The following is a 21,830-nucleotide window of genomic DNA, read 5'->3' as shown; positions in this document are numbered from 1 at the left end:
GCGCTCAGGCACTGACTCGAAATGTTGCGATCCGGTCAAGAATATCTCGCGCATTAATATCGCCGACTCGCTTCCGCACGCTTTCCGACAGGGGCTTCAAACGATCTCGCGTCCGCGCGGAACGGATCCCGTCCGCGATCTCCATCGCGGCGAGACCGACCTCCGCGGCCCGGTCCATGTCACCCTCCAGGGCATGGTCGACGGCGAGCCAGATCATCGTCAGCGACCGGCTGCGCATCATGTCCGGGCCGTAGCCGTCGATGGCCTCGGTGAGCGCGGGAATCGCCTCCCGGCAATGGCGGAGGTCGACGAGCCTGGCGAGTTCGGTGCGCACCGTGCCGATCATCGCGGCCAGGTCGTTGGCCGTGAAGAAGGCCGACCACGAGGGCACGGCGTCCCCGACGGAGTCCGCGAATTGTTCCGGGGCAAGGGAAAGCTTGTCCAGCGCTTGGCGGACGTCACCGAGCAGCGCGTAGGCCCACGCCTCGTTCGCCGACAGGATCGCCTGCGACAGCGGCCGTCCCCCGCGGCGCGCCGCGACCTGACCCTGCCGGAATTGCTCCAGCGCCTCCGCCGGCGTGCGGTGATGCAGATACATCCGGCCGAGCCGGTAACGGATGTTGGCGAGGAGATCGTCGGCGCCTGCCTCCGTCGCGAGTTCGAGCGCACGGCGGAAGTGCCGCTCAGCGCGCACGGGGCGGCCGGAGTCGAATTCCGTCCAGCCCCTGAGGTTGTGCAGATCGGCGACCACGCCCGCCAGCCGCCTGGCCAGCGGCTCGGACATCATCCCGCGCCGCAGCGCGGCGCCGTATGGCTCCAGCACGCGCAGCAGTTCCCGGCAGGATCCGCCGCCTTCCCGGTAGTCGCGTGCCCGAAGTGCTCCGATGACACCTTCGAGCCGGTCGATGTCGGCCTGCCCGACCCGCATCGGGAGCCGCTCAATCACGGCGACGCTCCCGCACGCGGGGCACCGCCGGCGCGGTCGCCACACCCGGCGAAGGCGGCGCGGACGTCGGGATCACCCGGCCGCGCGGCCCGTGAACCGTGTTCCGCTGCCCGGCGTCCTGCCTGGGAATGGCGACGGTGATGCGTACGCCCATTACCGCTCCTTTCCCTATCCTCAACGACCGTGCTCGCCGGGGTCCAGGACGGAGCCACGTCGATCTCCTGGAATACGCGAACGACGCACAATGATGTTAACCACGGGGAATAGCGATTCACTCCGCCGAATGGTTGGCTATTCTCATTCACCGGAATATGCACGTGCGAAGTCTCTTTCTTTTGCACGGCTGATCGCCTTTCCGGCCGCTCACCGCACGTGCCCGCCGGGAACCGTCCGTGAGCACGTGAGACGCAGCTCTCAGCCGAACGTGTGAACCTTGTCAACTCGGGTCACGAAAAGGCTTCACATTGCGTTATCAATAGCTGAAGATCAACAGCAACCGAACGTAAGGGGCTGAAGCGTTGGACAAGGAAAGCGACCTCATCCGGGGGACGATCGTCTTCGGCCTGCGCACTTTCGGTGCGGACCCGCTCCCCGTCCAGGCCGATCTCGAATACGACCCCGAAGACCCCTATGCCGTCGTGGTGGCCTACCACTCGGGCGGCGGGACGGTCCGCTGGATGTTCGGCCGTGATCTCCTCGCGGACGGACTGCTCACTCCATCGGGTGAGGGCGACGTGATCATCAGCCCGGCCGACGACACCTCGATCGTGATTTTCGCGCTCAGCGCGCCCGACGGCTGCGCGGTGCTCGAAGCCCCGGCGCAGGAGCTGGCCGAATTCCTCGACCGCACCTACGACGTCGTGCCCGCCGGATCCGAACCGGAATGGTTCGACTTCGACCAGGAGATCGGCAAGCTCGTCACCGAGTCCTGAGGGCCGGTGGCGGCACCGCTCGCGCGGTGCCGCCCGCCGAACATCGGGTCAGGCGAGTTCGCGCAGCCCCGGGACGACCTGCTCGGAGAACGACCGCAGGAACCGCTCCTGGTCGTGGCCGGGACCGTGGAAGACGAGGTGGTTGAAGCCCGCCTCGACGTACGGCTTGATCTGCTCGACCGCGTCGGCCGGGTCGGAGGTCACGATCCAGCGGCGGGCGACCTGCTCGATCGGCAGCGCGTCCGCGGCCTTCTCCATTTCGGCCGGGTCCTCGATACCCGCCTTCTGCTCCGGTGTCAGCGAGAGCGGCGCCCAGAACCGGGTGTTCTCCAGCGCCTGCGCCGGATCCGGGTCGTAGGACAGCTTGATCTCGATCATCTTGTCGATGTCGCCGGTGCTGCGGCCCACCTGCTCCGCGCCTTCCGCGACCGCGGGCAGCAGCTTCTCGGTGTAGAGCTCCATCCCCTTGCCGCTGGTGCAGATGAAACCGTCACCCTGCTTGCCGACGTACTTCGCCATGACCGGGCCGCCGGCCGCGATGTAGATCGGCACCCCGCCCTCGGGCCGGTCGTACACGGTGGCGTCGGTGGTCTGGAAGTACTCGCCCTCGAACGTGACGCGCTCTTCGGACCACAGTTTGCGCATCAGCTCGATCGCCTCGCGCAGCCGCGCGAACCGCTCCTTGAACGCGGGCCACTCGATACGGGCGACCGCGACCTCGTTGAGGGCCTCACCGCTGCCGACGCCGAGCAGCACACGGCCCGGGTACAGGCTGCCGAGCGTGCCGAACGCCTGCGCGACGACGGCCGGGTTGTAGCGGAAGGTCGCGGTCAGCACGCTGGTGCCGAGGACCACCCGTTCGGTGCGCTCGCCGACCGCCGCCATCCATGCGAAGGAGAACGGCGCGTGCCCGCCCTGATGCCGCCAGGGCTGGAAATGGTCGCTGACCATCACGCTGTCCAGCCCCACCTGCTCGGCGAGCACGGAGTACTCGACGAGGTCGCGCGGGCCGAACTGCTCGGCCGACGCCTTGTAACCGATCTTCAGTGCCATCCGGGGTCACCACCTGGACTCTTGGGTTGTTCCGCTCTTCACCTTGGCACAGAGTCGATCAGCCGCGCCCATGCCTCGGCTGGGTGAAGAGTGTCGGGAACACCACTGTGACACCGGGAATGCGTGGAAAGGCCCCGTACCCGCCCTCACCCTCCGGGACCGGCACGTGGTGATGAACTGTGCCGTTTGCGCCGTCACCTGTGCGCCGTGCTGGGCGGAGTTGTGATCGGGGAGTCGAACCCCCACGCTGCCCGCCACGTGCCAGGAGGCGGACCGGAATACCGCCGGCCCTCGGCTTGTGCCCGCTTCCCGGTGGGCTACCTGCTTTCCACGTTCAGTCCAGGAGGTCGGTCTCCCAGTTGGTGCGCTGGATCTCGACGTCGACCAGCCGGATCTCCCCCGCGACCCGGTCCGCGCGGGACCGCAGTTCCGCGACCGGCAACGCGGAGAGATACCGGAGTTCCGAACGGAGCTGACGGCCGTAGCCGCCCTGGTTGCGCCCGGCCGCGGCGTCGGCGGCCGCGGTGAGGACACCGTGCCTGAGCCGGAGGACGTCGCGGCGCGCGATCGCGTCGGTGATCGTGCCTTCCCCGAGCGGGGTCGCGGCGTTGGTCCGGTTGATCCGCTGGATCAGCGATTCCAGTTCGTCCAGCGCGGTTTCGGCTTCGACGAGCAGGGCGGAAGTATCGCCAAGATCGACGACCGTCGCACCCCGTTTTCAGCCCGCCAACGAATGTCGCCGATAGGACGAGTCGGGCTCGGTGTATTCGAGGCCGTTCTCGTCGAGCGCGTTGAACACGGTGAACCGGCCGCGCGGGAAGACGAAGCCGACCGCGACCATGCCGTTCGCCATGTCCCGCGTCGCGCAGTCGAGCAGCTCGACGTCTTGGAGCACCTGACCCTCCAAAGCGGACAGTTCCGGGAAGACGTCCTTCCGCCACCGGAGGGGGCTGGGCTCGGCCGGATCGCCCCAGTCCCATGAGGACTTCCCGACCGGGTCGATCGTGTTCCAGGTCAGGGAAAGTTCGTCGAACTTCCAGTGCGTGATCTCCAGCCGTTCGTCGCCGAAGTCGACCACGACGGGCGCGTCGGAGAGCCACTCGGCATACTCGACGAACCAGGTGAGGTGGACCTGCCGCAGTCGCTTGCCCACCAGCGCGCGCAAACGATCCCCGTGTGCCCTCCGGATCGACTGGAGTCCGGAGAGCCACACGGGTTCGTAACCCTCGATGTCGAAGAACGCCACCGAGTGAGTATGCCGTCAGTCGTAGGAGAGGGCTTCCACCAGTTCACCGCTGTCCGGGTTGGGCAGGGCCTTGGCGACGTCCGCCTGCGCCACGATGCCGACGAGCTTGTGCCCGTCGATCACCGGCAGGCGCCGGACCTTGTGGTTCGCCATGGTGCGCATGATCTCCTCGGCGTCGTCGTCGGCGCCGATCGTCACCGCCTCGCCCTGCGCCAGTTCCGAAGCGTGCAGCGCCCTCGGGTCCTTGCCTTCGGCCAGGACCTTCACCACGATGTCGCGGTCGGTCAGCATGCCCTTGAGCTTGCCGTCCTCGCCGCAGATCGGTACCGCGCCCACCGATTCGGCGGCCATCTTCTTGGCCGCGTCGAGGACGGTTTCGGAGGCGGACACGCAGGTCGCGTTCGCGGTCATGATGTCTCGTGCCGTGGTCATCCCATCGCTCCTTCCTTCAGGATCATCCACCGGATACCCGGCATCCCCGGGCCGACACCTCAAGCCGCCGACGGCTCCAAAAGGATCTTGACGGCGCCGTCCTGCTTCTTCTGGAAGATCTCGTAGGCGTGGGGCGCGTCCTTCAGCGGCATCTTGTGCGTCGCGAAGCCCTCGACACCGAGCGGATCGGCGGAATCGGTGATCAGCGGCATGATGTCGTCGATCCAGCGCCGGACGTTGGCCTGCCCCATCCGCAGGGTGATCTGCTTGTCGAACAGGTCCATCATCGGCAGCGGGTCGACCATGCCGCCGTAGACGCCGCTCAGCGAGATCGTCCCGCCGCGGCGGACGCAGTCGATGGCCGCGTACAGCACGCTGAGCCGGTCGATCGCGGCCTTCTCGGTGATCTTCGCGCCGATCGGGTCGGGCAGCAGGGCGACCAGGTTCTGCGCCATTCGCCCGATCGGGGCACCGTGCGCCTCCATCCCGACCGCGTCGATCACCGAGTCCGCTCCCCTGCCGCCGGTCGTCTCGCGGATGAGGTCGCCGAGGTCCTTGTGTTCACGCGTGTCGTAGGTGACGACGCCGGCCGCGGCGGCCTTCGCGAGCCGTTCCGGCACCAGGTCGATGCCGATCACCTTCCCCGCGCCCCGGTGTTTCGCGATCCGGCAGCAGAACTGCCCGATCGGGCCCAGCCCGAAGACCACGACCGTGCCACCTTCGGGGATGTTCGCGTAGTCGACGGCTTGCCAAGCCGTGGGCACGACGTCGGAGAGGTACACGAAACGCTCGTCCGGCGGGCCGTCCGGCACCTTGATCGGGCCGTACTGGGCCTGCGGGACGCGCAGGTATTCGGCCTGGCCGCCCGGAACCTGCCCGTAGAGCTTGGTGTAGCCGAGCAGCGCCGCACCCTTGCCCCGATCGGTGACCTGCGTGGTCTCGCATTGCGACTGCAGGCCGCGATCGCACATGAAGCAGTGGCCGCAGGAGATGTTGAACGGGACGACGACACGATCACCGGGTTTCAGGTTCGTCACCCCGGAACCGACCTCTTCGACGACGCCCATGGGTTCGTGCCCGAGGATGTCGCCCTCGTCGATGAAAGCGCCGAGGACCTCGTAAAGGTGCAGGTCGGACCCGCAGATACCGGTCGAGGTGATCCGCACGACGGCGTCGGTCGGTTCGAGCAATTTCGGACCCGGGACGGTGTCGACCCGGACATCGCGTTTGCCGTGCCAGGTGACGGCCTTCATGGTGCTCCCTTCGGCGAGTGGCTGTGCTCCCCGCCGGGTGCCCGCCCGCGCATCCGGCAAACCTCGCCGTTCCGTGCCACCGTTGATCCATGCGAACCCGGATGCTCGCCGTCGCCGTCGACTGCCGTGAGGCCGAAGCACTGGCCGCGTTCTGGAAGGAAGCACTCGGCTACCCCGAGACCGAGCGGTGGACCGACGGTCATGGCGTGACCTATGTCGAATTGAAGAGCCCCGACGTGCCGAGCCTGCTCTTCCAGCCGGTCCCCGAGGGGAAGTCGGGGAAGAACCGGCTGCACCTCGACCTCGCGCCCACCGAACTCGAGCAGCGCGAAGAGGTCGCCCGGCTCGTGTCACTCGGCGCCAGGATCATCGAAGACCCCGAGTCGGACGACTGGGTCGTCATGGCCGACCCGGAAGACAACGAATTCTGCGTGCTGCCGCGGCGCTGAACCTCTTAGCCCCTTAGGAATTCCGGCTGCGGTTCGGTTCCTTGGTCCGGTCCGTGAAGGCCTCCTTGAGGGACTCTGGGTCCCTCAAGGAGGCATTCACGGACTTGCGAGACGCCACATGAGCCCCATGAACACCAGCAGTCACAGCGGCCGCGCGTGAAGGACTCCTTCCCTCGGCTCAGCCGTGGGAAGGAGTCCTTCACACCTTCCTCAAGTACATGAAGGCCCCCTTCCTTGCGCTAGACGCAAGGAAGGGGGCCTTCATGTACTTGCGGTGCCTCAGGCGGCTTCAGGCTCGGTCGTCCGGACCGGCCTTTCCGAGTGCAGCCCCAGCATCTCCAGCAGCATCCGGCAGTCCGTCGCGTCGCGGGCGTTCGCGACCACCGCTTCGGTCGCCTTGCGCAACACCGCCGCCCGCACGGCCGTCGCCCCACCGTCGACCAATTCCTCCACCGGACGCAATTCCTCGAACGGGTTCCCCATGACCCACCTCCGTCGTCCCTTTCGTTGATACCGGATTCCGGCGGGGAAAGCCCCCGTTTTCTTGCGGTCCGGCGGCGCCCCGGCCGGTTTCTCCCTAGACTGGCGCCATTCGGACGAGCGGACGGAGCGGGAACTGACCACCGAGTTGCGCGGGGAGATCGTGACCCTGACCCCGGTCACCGAGGCCCACGTCCCGGACCTGCGGCGTATCCGCGGCACGGCCGAGGTCGGGGCGCGCTGGGGTTCGGTCGACGACTCCCCCACCTGGCCGTTCGACGACCCCACGACGGCCTGTTTCACCGTCCTGGAAGGGAGCGTCGTCCGAGGCTTCGTCCAGTACGGCGAAGAGGAAGACCCGATGTACCGGCACGCGTCGGTCGATCTCTTCCTCGACCCGGCGGCGCACGGCCGGGGACTCGGCACGGACACCGTCCGCACGATGGCGCGGTATCTCCTGCACGATCGCGGGCACCATCGGCTGGTGATCGATCCCGCCGTGGACAACGACGCCGCGATCCGCTGTTACAAGGCCGTCGGCTTCCGCGAGGTCGGCGTGATGCGTGGCTACGAGCGCGACACCGACGGCGAGGGCTGGCACGACGGATTGCTGATGGACTTGCTCGCCGAAGACCTCACGTAGCGCGTCAGCGCGACTCCGAGCAGCACCACGGCCATCCCGGCGAGCACCCGCGGGCCGAGGTCCTCGCCGAGCACGATCGCGCCCAGCGCGACCGAGACGACCGGCAACAGATAGCCGACGGTCGCCGCGGAAGTCGCGCCTTCGTCGGCGATGAGCCGGTAGTTGAGGTAGAAGGTGACGCCGGTGCCGAAGATCCCGAGTACGACGACGGCGAGCACCGCGGTCACGTTCAGCGGCCCGGCCGGTGCGGCGTCGAAGGGCAGCGCGAGCGCGCTGAGCCCGGTCGCGGTCAGCAGCTGTGCGGCGGAGATCGCGATCGGACCGCCTTCGCCGACGAGTTTCCTTCCCATGTAAGCGAAAGCGACCGCGTAGCTGAGGCCGGCGCCGAGCAGGGCCAGCGTCCCCCAGCCCAGCAGACCGCTCTTCTGCCAGGGCGCGAAGATCAGCAGGATGCCGGCGAAACCGAGGATCAGCCCGCCGACGCGGACCACCGTCAGCCGTCGTTCGGTGCCGATCCCGATGCCGATCAGCAACGACCACAGCGGGGTCGTCGCGTTCATCACCCCCGCGACGCCGGAATCGACGGTCAGTTCCCCGATGCTGAACAACGCGAACGGCAAGGCGTTGCAGAAGAAGGCGGCGACGAGGAGCCTGCCCCAGATCCGGCGGCCGCGCGGGAGTCGTTGCCCGGCCCAGCGGCTCAGCACGAGGAGGACGGCCGCGCCGAGGGCGCAGCGGATGACGGTCACCTGAACGGGCGGCAGCCCGGTCAGCGCGAGCTTGATCCACAGGAACCCCGATCCCCACAACAGGGCGAGAACGCCCATCCGGACCAGGGTTCCCGGTGCGCCGATGCTCACTTCGTTCCTTTCGCCGGGCCGCTCGATACCTCTCCCAAGCTGCCTCGGGCGACTCGTCAGGACAAGTGAAAAGATCTACACCGACGTTAAGTGGTCCTACATGTTCTGAAAGGGTCCCGGTCGTGGCCGCCGGAGGCGACGGCCACGACCGGTTTCCGAGGAGATCAGCACTCGCCCGGTGTTCGCAAGGCGGAACAGGGCCTGCTCACATTTCGCGGTCGCGCATGATCCACCTCCCTTTCACCCGGCGCACCGGTGGGGAACGGGCGCGTTCTCGCACAGTTTGGGGGCAGACTTCGCACCCGCGCACACCCGGTGGCCGTGTTGTGACCCAGGCAATGGGAAGGTTGTGGCACGATCTGCCGCGAAGCGGGGAGAAAGGTGCTTCTGGTGACCGAGAATTCCGGTTCGGCCAGATCCGGGGAGACCGGGAAAGCACGCGCGGAACCGAGGCCGGTTTCGACGGCCGCGTCGACGTTCGGGCGCGCGTTGCGGCAACGCCGTCAGGCCCGCGGGCTGGCGTTGCGCGAACTTCAGAAACTCGCCTATGTCGACAAAAGCCTGATCAGCCGGGTCGAACGCGGGCTCACCCCGCCGAGCGCGGAATTCGCCGAAGCCTGCGATCGCGCGCTGGGCGCGGGCGGGACGCTGATCGTGCTCGCCGAGGCCGCCCGCGCGGAACCGTACGTGCATCTTCCCCCGCCGCCTGATCATTTCGTCGGCCGCGAAGACCATTTGGCTCTGCTGGACGAAAAAGTGTTCACCGAAACGGCGAAGGTGGTCTTCGTCGCCGGTCCGCCCGGGGTCGGGAAGACCGCGCTCGTGCTGAATTGGGCGAACCGGCGCCAAGAAGAGTTCGATTGCGTCCTCTGGTCGGATCTGCGCGGCTACGCGGCGGGATCGCCCGCGCAACCCGCCGACATCCTCGACGACCTCCTGCGCTGCGTCGGCGTCCGTCCCGACCGGGTGCCCGCCGAGGAACACATGCGGCTCGCGCTCCTGCGCGGCCTGTTGCGCGGCCAGCGCACCCTCGTCGTACTGGACAACGCCCTCGACTCGCCCCAGGTGCGGCCGGTGCTGCCCGGCACCCCGGACACCACCGTGCTGATCACCAGCAGACGACGGCTGTCCGGGCTGGTCGTCGGCAACGGCGCGGTCCAGGTTTCCTTGGAGCCACTGCGAGAACTCGAAGCGACGCGGCTCATGGCCGACCTCATCGGCGACGAACGCGCGGCGGGCGATCCCGAAGGCGTCGGCAGGCTCGTCCGGCTGTGCGCGGCGCTGCCGCTCGCGGTGAACATCGCCGCCGAACGGGTCGCCACCCATCCCCATCAGAGCGTCGGCGACCTCGCCCGCGAACTCGTCGCCGAGGGACGGCGGCTGGAACTGCTCGCGGTCGACGACGACACCGTCGGGGTCCGGGCCGCCTTCAGCTGGTCGTATCGCGCACTGGAGGCCGACACCGCCCGGATGTTCCGGCTGCTCGGCCTCCATCCCGGCCCGCGGTTCACCGCGGAGGCGGCGGCCGCGCTCGCCGGGCTGCCCGGGCACGACGCGCGGCGGCTGCTCGACCGGCTCGTGCAGGCGCATCTCGTCCAGCAGGTCGGCGCGCAGTACTACCGGTTCCACGACCTGATCCGCGTGTACGCGGCCGAAGAGGCCAACGCCGAGCGCCTGGAAGACGAGCGGCAGGCAGCGGTCTCCCGGCTGACCCACTGGTATCTGTACGCGGCCAACGCCGCGAGCTGGACACTGACCCCGGCCCGCGACCACCACATCGATCTGGGTCCCGCGCCCGAAGGTGTCGAGCCGCTTCGGTTCACCACGTTCGACGAGGCCTACATCTGGTGCGCGTCGGAGATGCCGAGTATCACCGGCGTCGCCCGGCTGGCACTGGACCACGGGCTGTACGAGGTCGGCTGGCGGCTGCCGGTAGAGCTGTTCGACTACCACCTGCTCGGCAGGCCGTGGCAGACCTGGATCTCCAGTCACGAGGTGGCGATCGAGTCCGCGAAGGCGGGTGGTGACCTCGGCGGGCTGGCCTGGTCGGCGATCAACCTCGCCGAGGCGCACCGGCGGCGCGGCGACCTCGGCCGCGCGCGCGATCTGTTCGGCCAGGCCGTCGAGATCTCCGAGGAGATCGGCGAGAACCCGAGTCTCGGCTGGGCGCTGGTCGGGCTTGGCAACATCGCGCACGAACGCGAGGATTACGCCGAAGCAGTCCGGCTCGCCGAACAGAGCGTGGAGGTGAACGCGCGGATCGGGTACCAGCTCGGCGAAGCGACCGCGCGGGTCCATCTCGGCCGCGCCTACCGCGACCTCGGCGAACGGGACCTGGCCCTCGATCACGGTCTGCGCGCCTTCGACGCCTACGCGAAGGACGCCGACCAGCACGGGATGGGTTTCGCGCTGGTGCCGCTCGCCAGGACCTGCCGCCGGTTCGGCGATCTGGAGCAGGCGCTCGGGTACTGCGAGCAGGCGCTGACCGCCTACCGCAACTGCGGCGACGTCTGGGGGCAGGCCGACGCGCTCGACGAACGCGGCTGCGCGCTGGCCGCCCAGGGGCACACCGAAGAGGCCATGGCCGTCTGGCGCGACGCGCTCCAGCTCGTCATGGACCTCGACGATCGGAAGGCGAACGTGCTGCGGGGCCGCCTCGAAGGCGCCGTCTAGAGCTTCACCGGCAGGTTGTGCAGGCCGCGCGTGATCGCGCTCGGCCACCAGACGAGCCGGTCCTCCGGCACGGTCAGCGTCATCGACGGCGCGCGGTCGAACAACGTCTCCAGTGCCGCGGACGCCTGCATCCGCGCGAGCGCGGCGCCGATGCAGATATGCGGTCCGACGCCGAAGGCCACGTGCCGCACCGGCCGCTCGCCGGGGCGGAAGGCCAGCGGTTCGGGGTGCACCTCCGGATCGCGATTGGCCGCCAGCAACGACAACAGGATCGGATCGCCCGCCTCCATCCGCTGCCCGGCGAGTTCCATCGGTTCGGTGACGAACCGCCAGCTGGTGTTCTGCAGCGGGGTGTCGCGGCGCAACACCTCTTCGATGACCAGCGTCAGATGCGAACCGTCGGCGCGGGCGCGGGCCGCCTCCTCCGGATGCGTGATGAGGGTCAGCGCGGTGGACGCGATCAGACTGATCGTCGTCTCGTGCCCGGCGATCAGGGAGAGGAACGCCGTCGCGGCGACCTCTTCGCCGGTCAGCTTCCCGGCGGCCTCCTGGGTGAGCAGATCGCTGATCAGGTCCGCCCCCGGTTCGGCGCGTTTGCGGGCGACGACGTCGGCGAGCAGCGCGTCCAGATCGTCGGTCGCCTTGAGCATCGACGCCATGTCCGTGACGTCGCCCGCGGCGACCACCAGCGCGGGCGGGCGGACCTCGTCGAGCAGGCTCTCCGGGATGCCGATCAGCTCGCAGATCGACCGGATTCCCAAGGGGTACGCGAAATCCTCGACGAGGTCGCCTTCGCCACGGTCCAGGATCGGGTCGAGCAGTTCGTTCGCGAGCTGATGCGTGCGGTCGCGCATATGCTGCAGCCGCCGCGGGCCGAACGCGCCGGCACAGGCCTTGCGCAACCGCGCGTGTTCCTCGCCTTCGACGTTGTTCATATGCCCGATGAGCGTCGGCCGGTGGTCGGCGGGCAGCCCGAGGTTGGCCTTGCGCCAGTGCTCCGCGGCGATGGACGGGCATTTGGACAGCCGGGGGTCGGCCATCGCGGAGACGACGTCCGCGTGCCGGGTCAGCAACCAGGTCCAGGTGTCGCCGGGGAGCGGGAGCCGGAACGCCGGCGCGTTGCTCCGGAGCCATTCGTAGGCGGGCGAGGGATCCCTGTCGAAGTCCGGACCGAACATCACAGGGACCGCGGCGGCATCGTATGCGGCGTCAGGCATACGAGCCACCATGCCAGCCGCCGGCCGAATCGCGTCCGGCGAACGCGGGTATCGGGCTGTCTCACGCGATCGTCAACGCGGTCCCCCTGTCACCCCCTTGTGGTGACCCAGCAAGATCGAAGCGGGTGCGGTGCGTAACGGGTTGGAGGTGACCCTCGTCAGCGAGTTCGGCAAGCACGACCGTGACGCGGTCTCGGCGCGGCCGCGCGGTGCGCTCCGGGGTTTCGCCGACACCGTCGGCCTCGCCTCCGCCCGCGTCTGGCGGCTGCGTGGCCGCGCCTGGAACACCCTGCGGCATCCGGCGGGGTGGGAGCTGTGGCGCCTGCCGCCCGCGGCGGTCTTCTGGATGCTCGGCACCGAGATCGCGGTCGCGTTCTGGGCCTTGAAATCGCAAGTCGGTGCTTCCCTCACGACGACGGACGTCGTCCGCTTCGGCGTGATCGCGGGCTGCACGATCTGGTATCTCGTCCAGACGCAGCATCCGGAGGAGCAGCGCCGGGCCGACGACCGGCGCGGCGAGCACATCGACCAGACCGCCGTCTGGCTGGGCGGCGCGGCCGTCCTGCTGCCGCCCACGTTGTCGCTCACGCTGCTGCTGATGGTGCGCGTGCAGCGCTACTCCATCGCGCACAAGGCGATGACGACCTTCCTCTTCACCACCGCCGCGCACGCCGCCTCCATCCTCGGCGTGCACACGATCACCCGGCTGACGTCACTGCACGGCTGGCTCGAATCGGGCACGCTCCCCCAGCGGCCCGGCGACATCGCGGTCGCCGCCGTCGCGCTGCTGGGCGCCGCACTCTGGTATTTCGCGTCGCAGACGCTGCTGATCAGCATCGCGCGCGGTCTGGCGTGGGGCGGCTGGCGGCGGCAGAAGCTGATCGGCAGCTGGGCCGACAACGCGGACTTCGTCTACGCGCTGCAGCTCGCCGCGTGCACGACGATCCTCGGCGCGGTCAACATCGCGCTGGTGCCGCTGGTGATGATCGGGGTCGCGCTGCGCTCGACCCGGCTCTCGCAGGCGCTCGCGGACACGATCGCGCGCAGCCAGCGCGACCGGAAGACCGGGCTGCTGACCGAAGACTCCTTCCACGCGCCCGCCGCGCTCCGGCTGCTCGAAGACCAGACCGGGCGGCGGCCGACGGCGTTCCTGATGCTGGATCTCGACCACTTCAAGCAGTGGAACGACAAGTACGGGCATTCCGGCGGCGACATCGTGCTCGGCTGTGTCAGTGCCGTGCTGCGGCAGAACACCCGCTCCACGGACGTCGTCGGGAGGTGGGGCGGCGAGGAGTTCTCGGTGCTGCTGCCGGACACCACCCGCGAGGAGGCGATGCGGATCGCCGAACGGATTCGAGTGGCCGTCGCGAAGACCGCGATCACCGGCCTGACCGAACTCGCCAGCGGGCACGCCACCAACGAACCCCGCGCGGTGGGGCCGATCCACGGCTGCACCGTGTCGATCGGCGTCGGGCTGTCGCCGGAGCACTCGACGGACTACGGCGAGCTCTTCCGTGCCGCGGACGCGGCCATGTACCAAGCGAAACGGAGCGGGCGGAACCGCGTGGTCGTGGCACCCTCCGCGGTTCCGCCTTCGCCCCGGACCCCGACGTCACCCCTGAGCCGGGCGGGCGACTCGCGCCGCGATTGACGCGTTTAGTCCTCTGAATGCGTTCGCCGAGCGTCAGCGGCGGGTCACGAGGCGGGTCTCGAGCAGGTCGTCGACCACCCGCGTCTCCACGCCGGTCCGCCGTTCGAACGCGGACCCGCTCAGCGGCCACAGCGCGACCAGCACGACACCCACCGCGGACAGGGCGGCCAGCACCAGCGCGGCGACGAACTGGGCGGCGCCGTCGGTCGCCGTGCTCAGCACCGCGAAGCCGATCAGGACGATGCCGGTCGGCAGCACGGCGGCCAGCGCCACCAGGAAGGCGGGCGTGCGGCGCAGGTCGCGGCGCCGGGTGGTCAGCCAGGCGGCGAGCAGGCAGGCGAACGACGCCCCGAGCAGGCAGGCGCCCGCCGTGTCGCTGAGCCGGTGCCAGCCCAGCGCGATGGTCGACGACGCGACCCAGGCGACGGCGATGCCGCCGATCCCGATGATCGCCGGACGGAACCGTTGGGGCAGAACGAAGGCGAGTGCCATCAGGATGGCCATGGCGGCACTGACGTGACCGCTGGGGAAGCTGTTGTGCCCCGGTCCGCGACCGCCGTCGGGCAGTTCGGGCCGGACGAGGACGTAGAGCTTGAGCAGTTGCGCGGCGACGAGCGGGAGCACGAGGACGCTCAGCGCGGGGATGAGGAGACCGGGTTTGCGCCGGAGCAGCGCCAGGACGACGAGCCCGATCCCGGCGGCGCCGATCACCAGCACCATGTCCTGGTCGCGCAGCGGTCCCGCCCAGTCCATTGTGGACCACTGACCGGACTGCGCGCTCCGGACGACGCCGTTCTCCGCGAGCTGCCCGGCCGACGTGTGCACGAACAGCACGTAGGTCACGACGAACGCGACGGCCAGTCCCAGTCCGGTGGCGAGCTGGAACACGGCCCTGGACAGGGTCCGCCTGGTCTCGGCGTGCCGTCCCGGCAGCGGACGGCGGGCGGGGGTCGGCTTCGCTTCGTGGATGAGTAGGGCCATGGGTCCCACTGTCCCCACGCCGTTTCGCCGTGAGGTCCGGACAATGTCATGGTTCTGCTACAAGATCGAGCCGAGTCGCACACGCGCGGAGACATCCGAATAATGGCGGCGTGGCAAGTGTCCTTGTGATCGAAGACGACGCGTCCGTGCGGGAGGGGCTGGAACTCGCGCTGCGACGGCAGGCGCACACCGTGTACACCGCCGAGAGCGGAGAGCTCGGGCTGGAGAAACTGCGGGTGTTCCAGCCCGACATCGTCGTACTGGACCTGATGCTCCCCGGCATCGACGGCTTCGAGACCTGCCGCCGCATCCGCTCGGCGGGCGAGGTGCCGATCATCATGCTCACCGCCCGCAGCGACGACTTCGACATCGTGGCCGGGCTGGAGGCGGGCGCCGACGACTACGTCACCAAGCCGATCGAGCCCCGCGTGCTCGACGCCCGGATCCGGGCGGTGCTGCGGCGCGCGGTGAGCGAGAAGCCCGCGAGCGACGGCGCCGCCACCGGGGAACGGCACGGCGGCCTGGTCATCGACCGGGCCGGGCTGGTGGTCACGAAGAACGGCGAGCCGGTCTCGCTGACGCCGACCGAACTGAAGCTGCTGCTGGAGCTGTCGCGCACGCCCGGCCAGGTCTACAGCCGCCAGCAGATCCTCTCCGCCGTCTGGGATCACGACTACCTCGGCGACTCCCGGCTGGTCGACGCCTGCGTCCAGCGGCTGCGCGCGAAGATCGAAGACGTCCCCGCGAAACCCGAACACGTCCAGACCGTCCGCGGCTTCGGGTACCGGTTCGGCCGTTCATGAGGTGGCTCTCCGGGCTGCGGCCGCGGCTCATCCTGGCGTTCGCGGCGATGACGATCATCGGGGCGGCGGCCGCGGCGGGGGCCAGTTACGTCTCGGCCCGGAACGCGATCCTCGAGGCGGTGCAGGACGCGGCGATGAACCAGCTTAAGGACCGGGTCGCCGCGTACGGCCGCCCGCTGTCCACGCCGCCGACCCAGGAGCAGCTCAACGATTTCGCCGGCAGCCTGCGGTTGAACGCGGTCGCGGTCTACAGCGACCTGCGATCGGCCAACGGCCCGGATCTCGCCACGTTCTCCCCCGAGTTGCGCCAGACCGTCGCGAACGACTTCCGCATCCAGTTCCAGCGCGTCGACCGCGGAAGCATTCCGGAACTGCTGGTCGGCCTGCCGGTGCTGGCCAGGCAACCCGACGGGGCGATGAAGAACAGCGGCGTCGAGGTGTACTCGCTCACCTCGCTCGTGCAGCAGCAACAGGCCATCGACGAACTCGCGAAATCCGCCTGGCAGACGGCCGCGCTGGTCCTCCCGCTGGCCGCGGCGCTCGCCTTGCTCGCCGCGAGGCAGGTGCTGAGACCGGTCCGGGCGCTCAACACCGCCGCCGCGCAACTCGGAGAAGGCAGGCTCGACGTCCGGCTGCCCGCCAAGGGGTCCGACGAACTGGCCGAACTGGTCACGACCTTCAACAACACCGCCGCCGAACTGGAGCGCACGGTGGGTGAGCTGAGAGCCATGGAGGCCGACGCCCGCCGGTTCGTGGCCGACGTCTCGCACGAACTCCGCACCCCGCTGGCGGCGATGAACGCGGTCACCGACGTGCTCGACGAGGACGCGGAGGCGCTGCCGCCGGACACCGCCGTCGCTGCGCGCCTGGTCTCGGGTGAGACCCGGAGGCTGACGCGGCTGGTGCAGGACCTGGTCGAGATCTCCCGGTTCGACGCGGGCCGCGCCGAACTCGTCCTCGACGAATGGGATCTCGCGACGGCGATCCGGGACAGCCTCGACGCCCGAGGTTGGCGCGACGGCGAAGACCTGGTCACCGACCTGCCGGAGGGCGTTCTCGCCCGCGTGGACCGGCGGCGGCTCGACCTGATCGTGGCCAACCTCGTCGGCAACGCGTTCCGGCACGGCGCGGCCCCGGTCCAGGTCCGGCTGCGCGCCGACGGCGACGGCGTCACCCTGGCGGTCGAGGACCGCGGGCCCGGGATCGATCCGCAGGTCCTGCCGCACGTCTTCGACCGGTTCACCAAGGCCGACACCGCCCGCGCCCGGTCCGAGGGCAGCGGGCTGGGCCTGGCGATCGCGCTGGAGAACGCCCGCCTGCACGGCGGCGACATCACCGCGGCCGACACCGGGCACGGTGCCCGGTTCGTGCTGCGCCTGCCGCACCTGCCCGAAGGAGGGACGCGATGAGGAAGCCTCGCGTATTGCTCATCCTCGCGGCCGGGGCGCTTCTGGCCGCCTGCGGGGTCCAGCCGACCGGTGTCGTCCCGGCCGGGCCGGGGCCGTCGATCCGCGCCACCACGGGGACGAACGTCCTCGGCGGTCTGACGCTGTACTTCGTCTCCGACGGCCGGGTCATCCCGGTGACCCGGCCCACCGAAGGGTTCATCTCCCCCGAGGGCGCGGTCACGCTGCTGCTGCAGGGACCGACGGACCGGGAGGCCGCGCAAGGACTCACCACGTTCGTCCCGCCGGAGCTGGGCAAGCTCCGGGTCTACCCGGGCGACCCGTCGAGTCTCGCGCTGCCGTACTCGATGCGCAAATTGTCCGATCAGGCCATCAATCAGCTGGTCTGCACCGTGATCGCGGCCTCCGCGGCCACCGGCCGGGCGCCACAGTCCAAGGGCGTGAACGTGATCTCGCCGAACGAGGACGTGTACTTCCAATCCTGCCAGCCGAACTGAATTCGTCACTCACCGTGCTCACATAAAAGCACTTCTCGTATCTGTACGGGCGTGAGCCTCTTTTGGTTCAACGATCAAGGTAACTGTGGGCGAACACACTCGGGCGTGACATTGCCGTGTCCTTTTCGTAATGTTGCCCGGAGCTCGCGGCCCCCGACGCGAGTTCCCGTCCCCGAAGTGGTGAGTGATCAGAGAAATGGCCGGCAGACATCGCAAGATCAAGGCTCCGCAGTGGAAGCTCCCCGCGGGTATCGCGGCAGCGGTCGCCACGGCGCTCCCGGCGTCGATGTGGCTGACCTCCGCTGGTTCCCCTGACGTCGAAGCGGCCAGCGCCGCGCTCGCGTTGAAGGCTCCCCCGGTCTCCAGCGTGACTCCCCCGCCGTCGACCAGCAGCACCCCGCCCTCCAGCACAAGTACCCCGCCCCCGTCGACCTCCTCGGCTCCCCCGAAGCCGACGACGTCGACCAAGGCGCCCGCCCCGGTGAAGAAGATCGTGCCCGCCGCGACGGCGTGCTCGACCAGCCTCGCCGGCACCAAGCCGCACGTGGCCCAGGTCGGCAATCACGTGAAGGCGAAGTTCGGCGTGAAGAACGTCGGCGGTGTCGCCGGCCGGGCGAACGCCAGCGACCACCCCTCCGGCCTCGCGCTGGACTTCATGGTGGACACCGCCACCGGCAACGCGATCGCCGAGTACCTCCTGGCCAACCAGAAGGACTTCGGTATCACGTACGTCATCTGGCGCCAGCGCTACAACGACGGCAGCGGCTGGGACACCATGGAGGACCGCGGCGGCGCGACCGCCAACCACATGGACCACGTCCACGTCTCCTTCGCCAAGAGCGCGAAGGTGAACGTCAGCTGCTGACGACTTCGTTCAACGACGCCGAGCGGACCGCTCGCCTGGCTGGATCACGGGTCGGCCCACGACCTCTTCCACGCCTTTGACGGCGAGCCGGTCCGCTCGCTCGTTCTCCGGATGCCCCGCGTGGCCTTTGACCCAATGCCACTCGACCTCGTGCCGTGACGCGGCTTCGTCGAGACGGCGCCACAGATCGGCGTTCTTGACCGGCGTCTTCGCCGACGTCATCCAGCCATTGTTCTTCCAGTTGCGCACCCAGCTGGTGATGCCGTTCCGGACGTAGGTGCTGTCGGTGTAGATGTCCACCGTGACCCGGCGCTTCAGGCTTTCCAGCGCCTCGATCGGCGCGGTCAGCTCCATCCGGTTGTTCGTGGTCGGCCCGGCATCCCCGCCGTAGATCTCCTTCTCGACGGTGCCGTACCGCAGTACCGCGCCCCAGCCGCCGGGACCGGGATTCCCGCTGCACGCGCCATCGGTGTAGATCTCGACTTCCGCCACCGGAACACCCTAGCGACGGGGCTCAGTCCGGCAGGAGCGGCACCCACGGCTCCTCGACCTGCCCCAGATGCACCGCGCGCGTGATGGACTTCGCACCGAACCGGTCCCGGACAGTGTCGAGCGTCGAGTCGAGCGCGTCCCTCGGCTTCGCCCCGAACGGCAGCGCCAGCTGGATCGCGTCGTCCTTCGACAGATTCGTGAGCGCGAGCCCGATCAGCGTGAGACCGCGTTCGTCGATCAACGGTCTCGCCGTCGCGAGCAGGCCCCGCGCGGCCGCGACGATCGCGCCGGTCTGCTCGGTCGCCTCCAAAAGGGTGTGCGAACGCGTCGCCTTGGTGAAATCGGCGAACCGCATCCGCAGCACCACGGTGCGGCACACCCGGTGCGCCGCCCGCAGACGACGGGCGAGGCGATCGGCGAGCGTCAGCAGTGTCGCGTCGAGTTCGGCGGGCGACCGCGGCCTGCTGCCGAGCGCGCGCTGCGCCCCGATCGACCGGCGGCGACGGCCCGTCTGCACGCGGCGCGGGTCGTCGTTGTGGGACAAGGCGTGCAGATGGGCACCGACGCCGCGACCGAGCATCCGGACGAGTTCCTTCTCCCCGAACCCCTCCATCTGCCCGACCGTCGTCACCCCGCGCTCGCGGAGCTTCCGCGCCGTCACCTTGCCCACTCCCCACAGCCGCTCGACCGGGAGCGGATGCAGGAACTCCAGCTCCTTGTCGTGCGGCACGACGAGCAGGCCGTCGGGTTTCGCGACGCCGCTGGCCACCTTCGCGAGGAACTTCGTCCTGGCGACGCCGACCGTGATCGGCAGGCCGACCTGCTCCAGGACGTCCTTCCGCAGTTTCGCGGCGATCCGGCTCGGCGTGCCCGCGATCTTCAGCAGCCCGCCGACGTCGAGGAAGGCCTCGTCGATCGAAATGCCTTCCACGAGCGGCGTCGTGTTGCCGAAGACCTCGAAGACCGCCTTGCTGGCCGCCGAATACGCGCGCATCCGGGGCGGGACCACGATCGCGTCCGGGCACAGCCGCCGCGCCTGGCCGCCGCCCATCGCCGTGCGCACGCCGTACGCCTTCGCCTCGTAGCTGGCCGCCAGCACGACGCCGCCGCCGACGATGACCGGCCGCCCGCGGAGCTTCGGGTCGTCACGCTGCTCGACCGACGCGTAGAACGAATCCAGGTCGGCGTGCAGGATGGGACCCTCGGTCGTCATAGAACATATGTTCGCATCAAACGGCCCAGTGGCCAAGCCACCTCACCCAGGGGAGACGAGTGCTCCCGCCAGGGCCGAAGCGAGGAGGGCGACGGTGCGATCGTCGTCTTCGGCCAGGTCACGCAGCGCGTCCAGCGCGCGGGCGGGCGGCATCTCGACGAGGGCCTGGGTGAGGCGGATCCGCGCCGCGGGGTCCGCGGTGGCGAGCTCGCCGGTCAACGCGCTCATGATCCGGTCCGCGACGCCGTCGTCCCGCGCCAAGGCGCCGAGGACCTCGGCCGCCTCGACGTCGGTCGTGCCCTCGACCACCATGCGGACGAGCTCCGGCACGGCCGCGCTCTCCCCGCGCGACCCCAGCGCCAGCGCGGCGCGGGCGCGGACCGCCGGATCGGGGTCGCCGAGTACGTCCGTCAGCGCCGCGGTCGCCTCGTCACCGGGCATCCCGGCGATCGCGAGGACCGCGCGCCGCCGGACGTCGACGTCCGCCGAACGCAAGCCGGACGCCAGACTCGCCACGCCGTCACCGCCCGCCCTCGCGAGTGCCCACCGCAGAGCCCCGGCGACGTTCGGATCGGCTTCGGCGAGGACCGCGCCGGCCAGCAGTTCGGCGGGCACCTCAGCCGGGGCCAGTGCTGTCTGCTGCCGCCGGGCCGCATGGGGCGAGTTGAGCCCGTGCAACAGCTCGACGATGCGCAGGACCCCTTCCCAGCCCGTGGGTGCCGACCCGTCGACCGCGCGGAGCCGGTCGAGCAGCTCCTGTTCCCGGTTCAGGCGTTCCTCGGTCCGCCGGATGAGGTCGCGGACGAGATCGGACGGCTCGAAGGCCGGATCCTCCAAGGCGCGTCCGATCTCGCGCAGCGAGAGACCGAGGGACCGCAGGCTCTCCACGTGGAAGATCCGGCGGATGTCCTCGTCGGAGTACTCGCGGTAGCCGCCGAAGGTGCGGCCGGTCGGCCGCACCAGCCCGAGGGAGTCGTAATGCCGGAGCATCCGGCTGCTCACCCCCGAGCGGCGCGCCACCTCACCGATCAGCATCAGGCTCCCTCCGGTCCCAGCGCGACGATCCGTTTCGACTCGTCGAACCCGGCGTCCGGGTCGCGCAGGAGCCGTTCCGTGGCGTGGGCGTGCGCCCGCACCGCCAGGTCGGTACTCGCCGAGCCCGCCCGCAGGACGGGCTCGATCACGGGTCCGAGGGCGACGAGCGCCCTGCTGAGACTCAGCCGCACCGTCCGGTCGCCCCGGCCGAGCTGGTCGGCCAGGTCACGGGCCAGCCGGGCCCGCTCCCCGTCGGGGACGAGGACGACCGCGGCCCGCCACGCGCTCCGGGCGACCTCGTCGTCGGCGTCGTGCAGCAGCGACCGCGTGATCGCGGGCCACGCGGCGCGGTCCCCGATCTTGGACAGCGTGTGCAACGCCTGGCTCCGGGCCTGGGCGACCTCCGAGCCGAGCTCGGCCAGGAGCACCGGCACCGTGGTCTCCGCGGGCAGCCGCGTCAGCGCCCAGGTCAGCATGTCCCGGACGTAGAAGTCCGGCTCGATCGCGCACCGCGCCACGAGCGGGCCGACGAATCCGGCGTCCGGATGCGTCCCGGCCGCCAGCGCCGCCTGGAGCCGCGTCGACGAGCTTTCGGCACCGAGCGCGTCGAGGACGCGCAGGTCCGGTGAAGTCCTCTGTGTCGTGTTGATGGGGATCACCTCCTGCGCTCCAGTGAAGACCTTGTCACGATGTCAAGGTCAAG

General features: G+C 69.6%; 24 protein-coding genes. 9 read left to right on the top strand and 15 right to left on the bottom strand.

The window, feature by feature from the left end:
- Nucleotides 1-4: 4 nt before the first annotated feature.
- Nucleotides 5-928 carry a tetratricopeptide repeat protein gene (locus DMC64_RS42435; protein WP_125738224.1) on the bottom strand — a complete coding sequence of 308 codons (924 nt, stop codon included), beginning with the start codon at nucleotides 926-928 and terminating at the stop codon, nucleotides 5-7.
- 10 nt (nucleotides 929-938) lie between these two features.
- Nucleotides 939-1,100 (bottom strand): hypothetical protein, encoded by a 162-nt coding sequence (locus DMC64_RS42875; protein ID WP_158634329.1) that lies wholly within the window; start codon nucleotides 1,098-1,100, stop codon nucleotides 939-941.
- 364 nt (nucleotides 1,101-1,464) lie between these two features.
- On the opposite strand from DMC64_RS42875, the gene DMC64_RS42430 reads away from it, so the two are divergent.
- On the top strand, nucleotides 1,465-1,878 hold the full coding sequence (locus tag DMC64_RS42430) for an SsgA family sporulation/cell division regulator (protein WP_038515280.1): 414 nt from the start codon (nucleotides 1,465-1,467) through the stop codon (nucleotides 1,876-1,878).
- Between the two features lie 48 nt (nucleotides 1,879-1,926).
- Here DMC64_RS42430 and fgd read toward each other — a convergent pair whose 3' ends face one another.
- From fgd to DMC64_RS42405, 5 genes are all read right to left on the bottom strand, one after another.
- Nucleotides 1,927-2,931 carry a glucose-6-phosphate dehydrogenase (coenzyme-F420) gene (gene fgd / locus DMC64_RS42425; protein WP_034319550.1) on the bottom strand — a complete coding sequence of 335 codons (1,005 nt, stop codon included), beginning with the start codon at nucleotides 2,929-2,931 and terminating at the stop codon, nucleotides 1,927-1,929.
- A 334-nt stretch (nucleotides 2,932-3,265) separates the two neighbouring features.
- Nucleotides 3,266-3,607 carry a DIP1984 family protein gene (locus tag DMC64_RS42420; RefSeq protein WP_199755277.1) on the bottom strand — a complete coding sequence of 114 codons (342 nt, stop codon included), beginning with the start codon at nucleotides 3,605-3,607 and terminating at the stop codon, nucleotides 3,266-3,268.
- Between the two features lie 42 nt (nucleotides 3,608-3,649).
- Complete coding sequence (locus tag DMC64_RS42415) at nucleotides 3,650-4,177, bottom strand: hypothetical protein (protein WP_125738209.1); 528 nt, start codon at nucleotides 4,175-4,177, stop codon at nucleotides 3,650-3,652.
- A gap of 15 nt (nucleotides 4,178-4,192) precedes the next feature.
- On the bottom strand, nucleotides 4,193-4,609 hold the full coding sequence (locus DMC64_RS42410) for a CBS domain-containing protein (protein ID WP_016333456.1): 417 nt from the start codon (nucleotides 4,607-4,609) through the stop codon (nucleotides 4,193-4,195).
- A 59-nt stretch (nucleotides 4,610-4,668) separates the two neighbouring features.
- On the bottom strand, nucleotides 4,669-5,862 hold the full coding sequence (locus DMC64_RS42405) for a zinc-dependent alcohol dehydrogenase (protein WP_125738208.1): 1,194 nt from the start codon (nucleotides 5,860-5,862) through the stop codon (nucleotides 4,669-4,671).
- An 89-nt stretch (nucleotides 5,863-5,951) separates the two neighbouring features.
- Here DMC64_RS42405 and DMC64_RS42400 point away from each other — a divergent pair, with 89 nt between their 5' ends.
- Nucleotides 5,952-6,311, top strand: coding sequence for a VOC family protein (locus DMC64_RS42400; RefSeq protein WP_037344243.1), 360 nt, complete (start codon nucleotides 5,952-5,954; stop codon nucleotides 6,309-6,311).
- A gap of 279 nt (nucleotides 6,312-6,590) precedes the next feature.
- On the opposite strand, the gene DMC64_RS42395 is transcribed toward DMC64_RS42400, so the two are convergent.
- Nucleotides 6,591-6,794, bottom strand: a complete 204-nt coding sequence (locus tag DMC64_RS42395) for a hypothetical protein (protein WP_037344241.1) — start codon at nucleotides 6,792-6,794, stop codon at nucleotides 6,591-6,593.
- A 133-nt stretch (nucleotides 6,795-6,927) separates the two neighbouring features.
- Here DMC64_RS42395 and DMC64_RS42390 point away from each other — a divergent pair, with 133 nt between their 5' ends.
- Nucleotides 6,928-7,434 carry a GNAT family N-acetyltransferase gene (locus tag DMC64_RS42390; protein ID WP_369797439.1) on the top strand — a complete coding sequence of 169 codons (507 nt, stop codon included), beginning with the start codon at nucleotides 6,928-6,930 and terminating at the stop codon, nucleotides 7,432-7,434.
- On the opposite strand, the gene DMC64_RS42385 is transcribed toward DMC64_RS42390, so the two are convergent.
- Nucleotides 7,359-8,294 carry a DMT family transporter gene (locus DMC64_RS42385; RefSeq protein ID WP_125738207.1) on the bottom strand — a complete coding sequence of 312 codons (936 nt, stop codon included), beginning with the start codon at nucleotides 8,292-8,294 and terminating at the stop codon, nucleotides 7,359-7,361. The genes DMC64_RS42390 and DMC64_RS42385 overlap by 76 nt on opposite strands.
- 390 nt (nucleotides 8,295-8,684) lie before the next feature.
- Between DMC64_RS42385 and DMC64_RS42375 the strand changes: the two genes are divergently transcribed.
- Nucleotides 8,685-10,967 carry a tetratricopeptide repeat protein gene (locus DMC64_RS42375; protein WP_233630004.1) on the top strand — a complete coding sequence of 761 codons (2,283 nt, stop codon included), beginning with the start codon at nucleotides 8,685-8,687 and terminating at the stop codon, nucleotides 10,965-10,967.
- On the opposite strand, the gene DMC64_RS42370 is transcribed toward DMC64_RS42375, so the two are convergent.
- Nucleotides 10,964-12,184 (bottom strand): cytochrome P450, encoded by a 1,221-nt coding sequence (locus tag DMC64_RS42370; RefSeq protein ID WP_125738205.1) that lies wholly within the window; start codon nucleotides 12,182-12,184, stop codon nucleotides 10,964-10,966. The two genes, DMC64_RS42375 and DMC64_RS42370, sit on opposite strands and share 4 nt — an antisense overlap.
- 130 nt (nucleotides 12,185-12,314) lie before the next feature.
- On the opposite strand from DMC64_RS42370, the gene DMC64_RS42365 reads away from it, so the two are divergent.
- Nucleotides 12,315-13,835 carry a diguanylate cyclase gene (locus tag DMC64_RS42365; RefSeq protein ID WP_233630003.1) on the top strand — a complete coding sequence of 507 codons (1,521 nt, stop codon included), beginning with the start codon at nucleotides 12,315-12,317 and terminating at the stop codon, nucleotides 13,833-13,835.
- A gap of 33 nt (nucleotides 13,836-13,868) precedes the next feature.
- Here the strand turns inward: DMC64_RS42365 and DMC64_RS42360 are convergent, their stop codons facing one another.
- Complete coding sequence (locus DMC64_RS42360; protein WP_125738204.1) at nucleotides 13,869-14,816, bottom strand: phosphatase PAP2 family protein; 948 nt, start codon at nucleotides 14,814-14,816, stop codon at nucleotides 13,869-13,871.
- Between the two features lie 110 nt (nucleotides 14,817-14,926).
- On the opposite strand from DMC64_RS42360, the gene DMC64_RS42355 reads away from it, so the two are divergent.
- The 4 genes from DMC64_RS42355 to DMC64_RS42340 all read left to right on the top strand — a co-directional run bounded on the left by DMC64_RS42355 (nucleotide 14,927) and on the right by DMC64_RS42340 (nucleotide 18,387).
- Nucleotides 14,927-15,619, top strand: coding sequence for a response regulator transcription factor (locus DMC64_RS42355; RefSeq protein WP_125738203.1), 693 nt, complete (start codon nucleotides 14,927-14,929; stop codon nucleotides 15,617-15,619).
- Complete coding sequence (locus tag DMC64_RS42350; RefSeq protein WP_125738202.1) at nucleotides 15,616-17,028, top strand: HAMP domain-containing sensor histidine kinase; 1,413 nt, start codon at nucleotides 15,616-15,618, stop codon at nucleotides 17,026-17,028. The genes DMC64_RS42355 and DMC64_RS42350 overlap by 4 nt, the downstream gene beginning before the upstream one ends.
- Nucleotides 17,025-17,522: a hypothetical protein gene (locus DMC64_RS42345; protein WP_125738201.1), complete on the top strand. Its 498-nt coding sequence runs from the start codon at nucleotides 17,025-17,027 to the stop codon at nucleotides 17,520-17,522. The genes DMC64_RS42350 and DMC64_RS42345 overlap by 4 nt, the downstream gene beginning before the upstream one ends.
- A gap of 196 nt (nucleotides 17,523-17,718) precedes the next feature.
- Nucleotides 17,719-18,387 (top strand): hypothetical protein, encoded by a 669-nt coding sequence (locus DMC64_RS42340; protein ID WP_125738200.1) that lies wholly within the window; start codon nucleotides 17,719-17,721, stop codon nucleotides 18,385-18,387.
- Between the two features lie 9 nt (nucleotides 18,388-18,396).
- On the opposite strand, the gene rnhA is transcribed toward DMC64_RS42340, so the two are convergent.
- Genes rnhA through DMC64_RS42320 form a run of 4 tightly spaced genes read right to left on the bottom strand, consistent with a single transcriptional unit; the run spans nucleotide 18,397 to nucleotide 21,786 of the window.
- Entirely contained in the window at nucleotides 18,397-18,879 is a 483-nt protein-coding gene (gene rnhA, locus DMC64_RS42335; protein ID WP_037344223.1) for a ribonuclease HI, read from the bottom strand.
- A gap of 22 nt (nucleotides 18,880-18,901) precedes the next feature.
- Nucleotides 18,902-20,092, bottom strand: a complete 1,191-nt coding sequence (dinB, locus tag DMC64_RS42330; RefSeq protein ID WP_125738199.1) for a DNA polymerase IV — start codon at nucleotides 20,090-20,092, stop codon at nucleotides 18,902-18,904.
- Nucleotides 20,093-20,134: 42 nt separating this feature from the next.
- The gene (locus DMC64_RS42325; protein WP_125738198.1) at nucleotides 20,135-21,127 is read right to left on the bottom strand and encodes a HEAT repeat domain-containing protein; all 993 of its coding nucleotides are present in this window, start codon (nucleotides 21,125-21,127) and stop codon (nucleotides 20,135-20,137) included.
- Nucleotides 21,127-21,786 carry a HEAT repeat domain-containing protein gene (locus tag DMC64_RS42320; RefSeq protein WP_125738197.1) on the bottom strand — a complete coding sequence of 220 codons (660 nt, stop codon included), beginning with the start codon at nucleotides 21,784-21,786 and terminating at the stop codon, nucleotides 21,127-21,129. The genes DMC64_RS42325 and DMC64_RS42320 overlap by 1 nt, the downstream gene beginning before the upstream one ends.
- Nucleotides 21,787-21,830: the final 44 nt, after the last annotated feature.

This window comes from Amycolatopsis sp. WAC 04197 (genome assembly GCF_003947475.1).
In the GTDB taxonomy this organism is placed as follows: Bacteria; Actinomycetota; Actinomycetes; order Mycobacteriales; family Pseudonocardiaceae; genus Amycolatopsis; species Amycolatopsis japonica.
Note: the sequence above shows the minus strand (reverse complement) of the source record. Positions and strands in the feature narration are given on the sequence as shown.

Coding starts and splice junctions, on each gene's coding strand:
- DMC64_RS42400 (WP_037344243.1), top strand. CDS start 5,952: ATGCGAACCCGGATGCTCGCCGTCGCCGTCGACTGCCGTGAGGCCGAA.
- DMC64_RS42875 (WP_158634329.1), bottom strand. CDS start 1,100: ATGGGCGTACGCATCACCGTCGCCATTCCCAGGCAGGACGCCGGGCAG.
- dinB (WP_125738199.1), bottom strand. CDS start 20,092: ATGACGACCGAGGGTCCCATCCTGCACGCCGACCTGGATTCGTTCTAC.
- DMC64_RS42360 (WP_125738204.1), bottom strand. CDS start 14,816: ATGGCCCTACTCATCCACGAAGCGAAGCCGACCCCCGCCCGCCGTCCG.
- DMC64_RS42350 (WP_125738202.1), top strand. CDS start 15,616: ATGAGGTGGCTCTCCGGGCTGCGGCCGCGGCTCATCCTGGCGTTCGCG.
- DMC64_RS42410 (WP_016333456.1), bottom strand. CDS start 4,609: ATGACCACGGCACGAGACATCATGACCGCGAACGCGACCTGCGTGTCC.
- DMC64_RS42435 (WP_125738224.1), bottom strand. CDS start 928: ATGCGGGTCGGGCAGGCCGACATCGACCGGCTCGAAGGTGTCATCGGA.
- DMC64_RS42345 (WP_125738201.1), top strand. CDS start 17,025: ATGAGGAAGCCTCGCGTATTGCTCATCCTCGCGGCCGGGGCGCTTCTG.
- DMC64_RS42405 (WP_125738208.1), bottom strand. CDS start 5,862: ATGAAGGCCGTCACCTGGCACGGCAAACGCGATGTCCGGGTCGACACC.
- DMC64_RS42370 (WP_125738205.1), bottom strand. CDS start 12,184: ATGCCTGACGCCGCATACGATGCCGCCGCGGTCCCTGTGATGTTCGGT.
- DMC64_RS42325 (WP_125738198.1), bottom strand. CDS start 21,127: ATGCTGATCGGTGAGGTGGCGCGCCGCTCGGGGGTGAGCAGCCGGATG.
- fgd (WP_034319550.1), bottom strand. CDS start 2,931: ATGGCACTGAAGATCGGTTACAAGGCGTCGGCCGAGCAGTTCGGCCCG.
- DMC64_RS42340 (WP_125738200.1), top strand. CDS start 17,719: ATGGCCGGCAGACATCGCAAGATCAAGGCTCCGCAGTGGAAGCTCCCC.
- DMC64_RS42395 (WP_037344241.1), bottom strand. CDS start 6,794: ATGGGGAACCCGTTCGAGGAATTGCGTCCGGTGGAGGAATTGGTCGAC.